Here is a 7,272-nt window from a genome sequence, read left to right as displayed (position 1 = left end):
CGCGAAGGGCGAGGTGCATTCCGCGTTGCAAGGCTTCAATGCTTTTCATCCGATTGGGCGGATCGGCACCGCCGATGACGTAGCGGCTGTGATTGCCTTCCTTTTGTCCGCCAAGGCAGACTGGGTCACCGGTGCGATTTGGGATGTCGACGGCGGCGTGATGGCGGGGCGAAATACTTACGGCAGTTGACGTCTTTGCCGCTGGTGCCGCTTGTTGGCCAAGCGCCGGCTCAATTCGAAAGATGCGTGAGGTGTCTGTTATCCCGTCCCGGCGAATTGATCGAGTGCAAGCTTCAGGCGTGGCGCGGAATAGTCGATGAAGGCCCGAATCTTGGGCGCGACCAGTCGCGCCTGGGGATAGACAAAATGAACCGGACTCGGTGGTGGTGCGTAGTTGTCGAGCACTGTCGTCAACGTGCCGTCCCGGATCTTGTCGTGAACCATGTAGGAGAGGGCGATCGTAATTCCGTGGCCCACTTCTGCTGCGTCGATGGCGGCGACCGCATCGTTGATCTCGAATACCGGATTGATCGTGACGCTGTTGGGGCCTTGCTCGCTGCTGAAGCGCCATTCGCGATTCGGCATCAGGCCAGTGAAGGCGATCACGGAATGAAGTTTCAGATCGGCGGGGGTGGCGGGAATTCCTCGCCGCGCCAAGTAGACGGGGCTTGCAACGAGGACCCGGCGCACGGTTCCGATGCGCTTTGCGATCAGATTCGAATCCGGCAAGGCGCCAATCCGCACGGCCACGTCGATGCCTTCCTCGACGAGGTTGACGATCCGATCGAGCAGAACCGCCGAAGCGGTCACACGCGGGTGTTGGCTTAGAAAGCCACAGACGACAGGCGCCAAAGCCGAGCGCCCGAAGGTCACGGAGGCGGTGATTGTCAGGTGGCCGTTGGGCACGGCCGTTTCACCCACCGCTTCCTTCTCAGCGGCATCGAGGTCCGTCAGGACCCGCCGAGCGCTTTCCAGGAAACGTTGACCGACATCGGTGATCGTCAGGCTGCGGGTCGTGCGGTTGAAGACGCGGGCTCCGAGACGGTCCTCGAGCGCAGACACCGCCCGCGTCACCGCGGGGGGAGACAGGCGTAAGCGAGCGCCGGCCTTGGCAAAGCTGCCGGCATCGGCGACTGCGACGAACACCTCGAGCTCGTGCAAGCGATCCATCGATAATTCCTCTATAGGAAATAATGAATTTCATATGTCGAGTATTCTTTCAAAAATGGAAAGGCGCAATTGTCTGGGGCAGCGGCGCCGCGGGGCGCCCGCACCAACCAGTTGGAGAAGGATTCAAAACCATGGCTCGTGTTGCCGTCATCGACCCCCAAGCCGCCACCGGCGAAGCCAAACAGCTGCTGGACGCCGTCCAATCCGGCCTCGGCATGGTTCCCAACTTCATCCGCGCGCTGGCCAATTCCCCGGCAGCGCTGAACGCGTTTCTCGGGATCCATAAGATCGCAGGCGCGGGTCTTCTTGATCTGAAGACGCGCGAGCGCATCGCACTGGCTGTCGCCGAACAGAACGCCTGCCAGTACTGCGTTTCGGCGCACACCGCCATCGGCCGCAAGGTCGGCCTCGACAATCAGGAAATGCTGGCGAACCGCAAGGGCCGTTCGTCGGATGCCAAGGCCGAAGCCGCGCTGACTTTCGCGCGCGCCCTCGTCGAGCATACCGGCGAGGTGAGCAAGGCCGAGTTTGATGCCGTGCGTGCGGCCGGTCATTCGGACGGTGAGATCATCGAGATCATCACGCATGTCGCGATGAACATCTTCACCAACCTGCTCGGCAAGGCGACCCAGGTCGAGATCGACTTCCCGAAGATCGACATGAACAAGGCTGCCTAGACTCAGCGTAGCCCGGCGCGGCGCCCGCCGCGCCGCCCCCCTGAACCGGGTGAGGAGTTTTTCGATGACTGAGACGGCCAGACCCGCCGGCGCCCGTCTACCGCTGCCGCCCTTCACGCGCGAGACCGCGATTCAGAAAGTCCGGATGGCCGAGGATGCCTGGAATACGCGCGATCCCGAACGCGTGTCGATGGCGTATACGGAGAATAGCCGCTGGCGAAATCGCGCGGAGTTTCCGGTCGGCCGGATCGAGATCGTCGCGTTCCTGACGCGCAAATGGGCGCGTGAGCTCGAGTATCGCCTGATCAAGGAACTCTGGGCCTTTGCCGAAAACCGCATCGCCGTACGCTTTGCCTACGAGTGGCGCGATGACGCCGGCAATTGGTTCCGGAGCCATGGCAACGAGAACTGGGAGTTCGACGAGCGCGGGCTGATGCGCCTGCGCTTCGCGAGCATCAACGATCAATCGATCCGCGAGAGCGACCGGAAGTTTCGCTGGCCGCAAGGCCCACGGCCCGCGGACCACCCGGGTCTGTCCGACCTCGGGCTTTGACACACCAGCTTTGATCTGCAGGAGAATGCCATGCCGCACCGCTTCGCGGAAATCGCCTTCACTCCGACGGTAAAGAAGGTGCAGGAGCAAATGCGCAGCCGCACGCCCTATGCCCGCATGGAGGGTGTTCGGGAGACCACGAATTATCACCTGAGCGAGGCGGAAGCCGCGTTCATCGCAGCCCGCGACTCGCTCTATATGGCGACAGTCAGCGAGACGGGCTGGCCCTATCTGCAGCATCGCGGCGGCCCGACGGGTTTCGTGCGCGTACTCGACGAGTCTACGATCGGGTTCGCGGATTTCCGCGGCAACCGGCAATATGTCAGCGTGGGGAACCTGATGACCGACGACCGCGTGTCGCTGTTCTTCATGGATTACGCGAAGAAGACCCGGCTGAAGCTCTTTGGACGCGCGAGGATCATTGGTCTGGATGATCCAGCATCGCTGTCCCGGCTGGAGATGCCGGATTACCGCGCCCGTGTCGAACGCGGATTCCTGATCGAAGTCGAAGGGTTCGATTGGAACTGCCCGCAACACATCACCGAGCGATTCACGCTGGATGAGGTGCGGGCGATGACAGCGCCACTCACGACTCGCATTAGCGAACTCGAGGCAGAGCTCGCCCGGCGGTCAGCGTCGCAGGCGTCGTAGTGCCGCTGGCATCCCGCCCTTAGAGATCGATGGCGACCTCGCCGCCGGCTGCTTTCGCACGGGAGCAGCACAGAATGATTTTTCTCTGTCGCTCCTTGGCGCTGAGCACATGGTCGCGATGTTCGACTTCGCCGGAGACGACGGGCGCGGCGCAGACACCGCAGATGCCGTCCGAGCACTTCATGTCGACCGTGATGCCGGCCTCGATGAGGACATCGGTGGCTCGCTTATCTGCCGGCACCTCCAGGCGGCGCCCGGTCCTTGCGAGAGTCAGTATGAAGGGCTCGTTCACATAGTCGGGCGGCTCGGGAACCGAGAAATATTCCCTGTGAAGCGCTTCTTCGGGCCAGCCTTTTGCCGCGCCTTCCGCGAACACAGCGTCCATATAACGGGCAGAGCCACACGTGTAGAGGTGGAGGTTCGGCACATAGCGCGGAATCAGCTCGCCAAGATCCGCGCGCGTGCCTTCGTCGGTGAAATAGAGCCGAACCCGGTCGTGCCAGGGCGCGGTCGCAAGATCGGTGAGGAAACCCGCGTCTTTTCGGCGACGGCTGGAGTAGTGCAACTCGAAGTCCCGACCGAGCGCGTGCAGGCGATGTGCCATCGTGATCATCGGCGTGATGCCGATGCCGCCGGCAAGCATCAATGTACGCGACGCGGTTTCGTCGAGCGGAAAATGGTTGCGCGGCGGCGATATGAACACCCGCCGTCCCTCACGGAACGCACGGTGCATCAGCACAGAACCGCCGCGGCCCTGTGTTTCGCGCAGGACGCCCAGCACATAGCGTCTGTCGTCGGACGGGTCTCCCGCGAGGCTGTATTGACGCAGGTACTCCGGCGCGATCACGACATCGATGTGCGCGCCTGCCTCCCACTTGGGCAGCGAGCTACCGTCGACCTTCACAAGTTCGAACTTCACCGTATCCGTCGTCATGTCCTCGCGCTTCTTCAGAATCACCGGAAAGACCGGAGGCGGTCCGTCAGGCATCTTGAACGGCGGCGTGAGGCCATCCGTCTCGCCATTGGCCAACTTCATCTTGTAGACCGCCGGTGTCAGCAGGTTGCGGTAGCGCGCGATACCCGCCTCGCGGTCGACCGGGTGCGGCACGGGATAGGGCGAGGGCATTACGTCCGCCGGGTAGACCGCCAGCGTCTGGTCCTCGTACTTGAGGTCGAGATGTCGGTTAAGACCGCGTGCGTGCGTCGTCCTCGCACGCTTGTGCTGGCCGGTGGCGCGATCGATTTCGATGTCCCACCACCACTTTTTCACCGGATTGATGCCGCCGCGGCCGAGCCGGTCGTCGAGCGCAGCGATGTGCTTGGCGAGCCGCGGGATACGCATGGCGAGCCAGCGGAACGCGGCTTCCGAGAACAGCCCCTCGAGGTTCCACGGGCATGTTTTCATGCAGCGGCCGCACATTGCTCCGCCCTGGTTGGTGATGCGATAGCGCGCGCACTTCTCCGCATCCGACTTCCAGATCTCGTAGCCGTTGTACATGAGCTTGGGTCCGGCCGTGATCGCACCAGACGGACACTCGCGCGCACACTTGTTGCAGCCGTGGCAAAAGGTCTGCAGCCCGAAGTCGATGGGCTTGTCATGGTCGAATGGGAGATCGGTGGTGACGACTCCGGATTTGAGCCGTGGGCCCAGATAAGGATTGAGAATCACCTCGCCGATGCGGCTCACCTCTCCAAGACCGGAGAGCAACAGCAGCGGCGGCTGCAGTACGTCGCCGTCCAGCACGGTGTGGGCTCGCGCGGAGTAGCCGAGTCGGCGGATTTGTTCCGCGATGATGCCGCCAAGCAGCGAAAAGCGCAGGTACGCGCGCATCGACTGCGCCACGGAGATCCAATCGTCGCCCGACGCCCCCTCGAACGTCTCATGGCCCTGGTCGTAGAGCATGGAGATCGCGTTCTTGTGGTAGGGCTGTAGAACATTGCCGGCCGCGTCGTGCGAGTAGTAGACCCACTCCGGGCACCGCGAGAGACCGACGGCGTCGGTCGCCATGTAGTACGATGCAGCCTTTAGGTTGAGCGCGTTGCGCTTCGGATCGCGCACACTTGGAGCGATCGACCCCCGCGCTTCGCCGAATTGCAGCAGCAAGAGCGCTCCCAACGCCCGCCGCGCAGCAGCGCCGATGGCGGACTTCAGGACATAGAATCCGCCCTTGGCGTTGTTCTGCATTTCCTTGCCCATGTCGCCGAACACGGCGCGGGCGAAGAAGTCGGCGCGCTTCGGAAACCGCGGCACCCGCGGCTCATCGATGAACGTCGTCGGGGTATCGACGCGCTTCAACCTCTCGAACGGATGGGCCCCCATTTGAAAGTCGCGACGCGCGTAGGGTACGCGGTTGAACGCGTTCTTCTGCGTTCCCTTGCCGAGCCACCAGGCGGGACCATGACTGCGCAGGCTGCGCAATGCACCGTGGGTCGCCAGGGGTTGATCGGGGGCCAGCTCCAATGTCGTCGTGACGACGGCGAGACCGAAGCGAACGCCGACATATGGGTTCACGAGTTGCGCGTGGGGCCCCGCACCGACGAGGCGGGCAAGACCGGCCGCAACCGCGAGCTTGCCGAGATCGACGTCGCTGCACGCCGCCGAATGCGATCGCGCCTCGTACCCGAGCAGCCGGATGTAGCTCGACAGCAGCACCGCCGTATTTGCCGCGAGCACCCCGGCGCGCTGCGCCTGCGTGTTCACAAACCAGTCCGTGCCGGGCTCGCCCGGCCGCGGGTCGCGCGTATGTTCGATCAGGATGACGTTGGCGTGCGTGTGGTGTTCGACGCGGCCGAGCTGCCGGCGCGCGCTCTCCAGCACGTCGGAGTAGATCAGGTCGATGCCTGCCGCGAACGTCTTGGGCTGGCCCTTCTCAAGCTCGGCAACCAGGCCGGCAACGGCCGGGTTGCGGATCGGCTCCGCGAGCAGCGCATCGGGGTGCAGCGCGCACACTCCCATCTGGGTCGCGTCGTAATAATAGCCAGCAGCTTTGAGATGGTTTGAGCGCTCGGCGGCATCGTCGGGGATTTCAGCCTTGAGCGGGGTTACCGCGCCGTCGCGCACTACATCGAGCATCCCGATGTATCGCGTCATCGCATTGGTCAGCGATTCCGGATTTGCCTCGTCGGCATACGAAACGGGCCGCATCGGCGGCACGGCGCCGAGATCGGGCATCTTCCTCTGCCGGCGCAGCCGTTCGAGCGGGTAAGGTCCGAGATGAACCGGGCGATCCTTGTAAGAGAATAGCTTCATTGTTACGGTTTGAATCCGGATGCCTTGACCGCCGGCGCCCAGCGGGCACTGTCCGCATCGCGGAATGTGGCGAGCTGCTCGGGACTCGACGTCTCCGGGACCATGTTCAACCGAAGCACTTTTGCCTTGGTGTCGGCGTCTGCAAGGCCTTCGACGATGATTTTGTTGAGCCGGTTCACAACCTCGAGCGGCGTCCTGGCGGGTGCATAGACCGCGTACCAGCCCTGGCCTTCGGCATTGATACCGGCCTCCTTGAAGGTGGGAACGTCGGGCACAAGCGGCGAACGCTCGACCCCGGAGGTTGCAAGCACGCGCGCCCTGCCGGCCCGATGCATTTCAAGAGCATCCCCAAGCGGAATCACAGCCATCGGAATCTGTCCGCCGAGCAGGTCTGTCATTACTGCACCGGATCCGCGATAGCTGACGTGCTTCAGGTCGACACCAGCGCTGAGTGCGACTAATACCGCGAAGAAATGCCCGAGCCCGCCGGCACCCGGCGAGCCGTAATTGGCCTGCGACGGATTGGCCTTGGCCCAGGTGATCAGCTCCTGAATATTCCTGACGTCGGTCTTGGATGATACGGCGAGCGCCACGTCAAAGGTCGCGATCAGCGAAATTGGGCTCAGGTCGCGGACCGGATCGTATTCGAGCATCGGGTACGAATGGGGATAGATCGCCACCGGTGGGTTGGGAGAAAACAGCAGGGTCTTGCCGTCGGGTTCCGCCGTTACGACGGCTTTGGTGCCGAGCCGTCCGGCGGCGCCTGTTCGGTTTTCGACGATCACTGGAGTCGACAGTCCGGCACTCAGCTTGTCGGCAACGATACGCGCCATGGCGTCTCCGCCGCTTCCCGCGGCGAATGGATAGATCAAGCGAACCGTGCCTTGGGTCTGGGCGTCGGCATCAACGGTGATCGCTGAACCGAGCGCCGCGGCGCCCGCGACCAAGAACGATCGACGGTTCAATAAATC

General features: G+C 63.1%; 7 protein-coding genes. 4 read left to right on the top strand and 3 right to left on the bottom strand.

What is annotated here, in order from left to right; all coding sequences use genetic code 11:
- On the top strand, positions 1-190 hold a 190-nt coding region (locus AB7F49_RS36685), incomplete at its 5' end, for an SDR family oxidoreductase (protein WP_428532057.1).
- A gap of 68 nt (positions 191-258) precedes the next feature.
- Here AB7F49_RS36685 and AB7F49_RS36680 read toward each other — a convergent pair.
- On the bottom strand, positions 259-1,170 hold the full coding sequence (locus tag AB7F49_RS36680) for a LysR family transcriptional regulator (RefSeq protein WP_428532054.1): 912 nt from the start codon (positions 1,168-1,170) through the stop codon (positions 259-261).
- A 131-nt stretch (positions 1,171-1,301) separates the two neighbouring features.
- Here AB7F49_RS36680 and AB7F49_RS36675 point away from each other — a divergent pair, with 131 nt between their 5' ends.
- The 3 genes from AB7F49_RS36675 (at position 1,302) to AB7F49_RS36665 (ending at position 3,051) form a co-directional block, all read left to right on the top strand.
- Positions 1,302-1,847: a carboxymuconolactone decarboxylase family protein gene (locus AB7F49_RS36675; protein ID WP_428532051.1), complete on the top strand. Its 546-nt coding sequence runs from the start codon at positions 1,302-1,304 to the stop codon at positions 1,845-1,847.
- Between the two features lie 64 nt (positions 1,848-1,911).
- Positions 1,912-2,400 carry a DUF1348 family protein gene (locus AB7F49_RS36670; RefSeq protein ID WP_428532048.1) on the top strand — a complete coding sequence of 163 codons (489 nt, stop codon included), beginning with the start codon at positions 1,912-1,914 and terminating at the stop codon, positions 2,398-2,400.
- A gap of 30 nt (positions 2,401-2,430) precedes the next feature.
- The gene (locus AB7F49_RS36665; protein WP_428532045.1) at positions 2,431-3,051 is read left to right on the top strand and encodes a pyridoxamine 5'-phosphate oxidase family protein; all 621 of its coding nucleotides are present in this window, start codon (positions 2,431-2,433) and stop codon (positions 3,049-3,051) included.
- 19 nt (positions 3,052-3,070) lie between these two features.
- On the opposite strand, the gene AB7F49_RS36660 is transcribed toward AB7F49_RS36665, so the two are convergent.
- Both AB7F49_RS36660 and AB7F49_RS36655 read right to left on the bottom strand, forming a co-directional pair.
- The gene (locus AB7F49_RS36660) at positions 3,071-6,301 is read right to left on the bottom strand and encodes a 2Fe-2S iron-sulfur cluster-binding protein (RefSeq protein WP_428532042.1); all 3,231 of its coding nucleotides are present in this window, start codon (positions 6,299-6,301) and stop codon (positions 3,071-3,073) included.
- Positions 6,302-6,303: 2 nt separating this feature from the next.
- The coding region (locus tag AB7F49_RS36655; RefSeq protein WP_428532039.1) for a Bug family tripartite tricarboxylate transporter substrate binding protein at positions 6,304-7,272 on the bottom strand (969 nt) is incomplete at its 5' end.

The sequence above is a fragment of the Pseudorhodoplanes sp. genome, assembly GCF_050250235.1.
In the GTDB taxonomy this organism is placed as follows: domain Bacteria; phylum Pseudomonadota; class Alphaproteobacteria; order Rhizobiales; family Xanthobacteraceae; genus Pseudorhodoplanes.
This window is presented reverse-complemented; position numbering and strand designations above follow the sequence as displayed.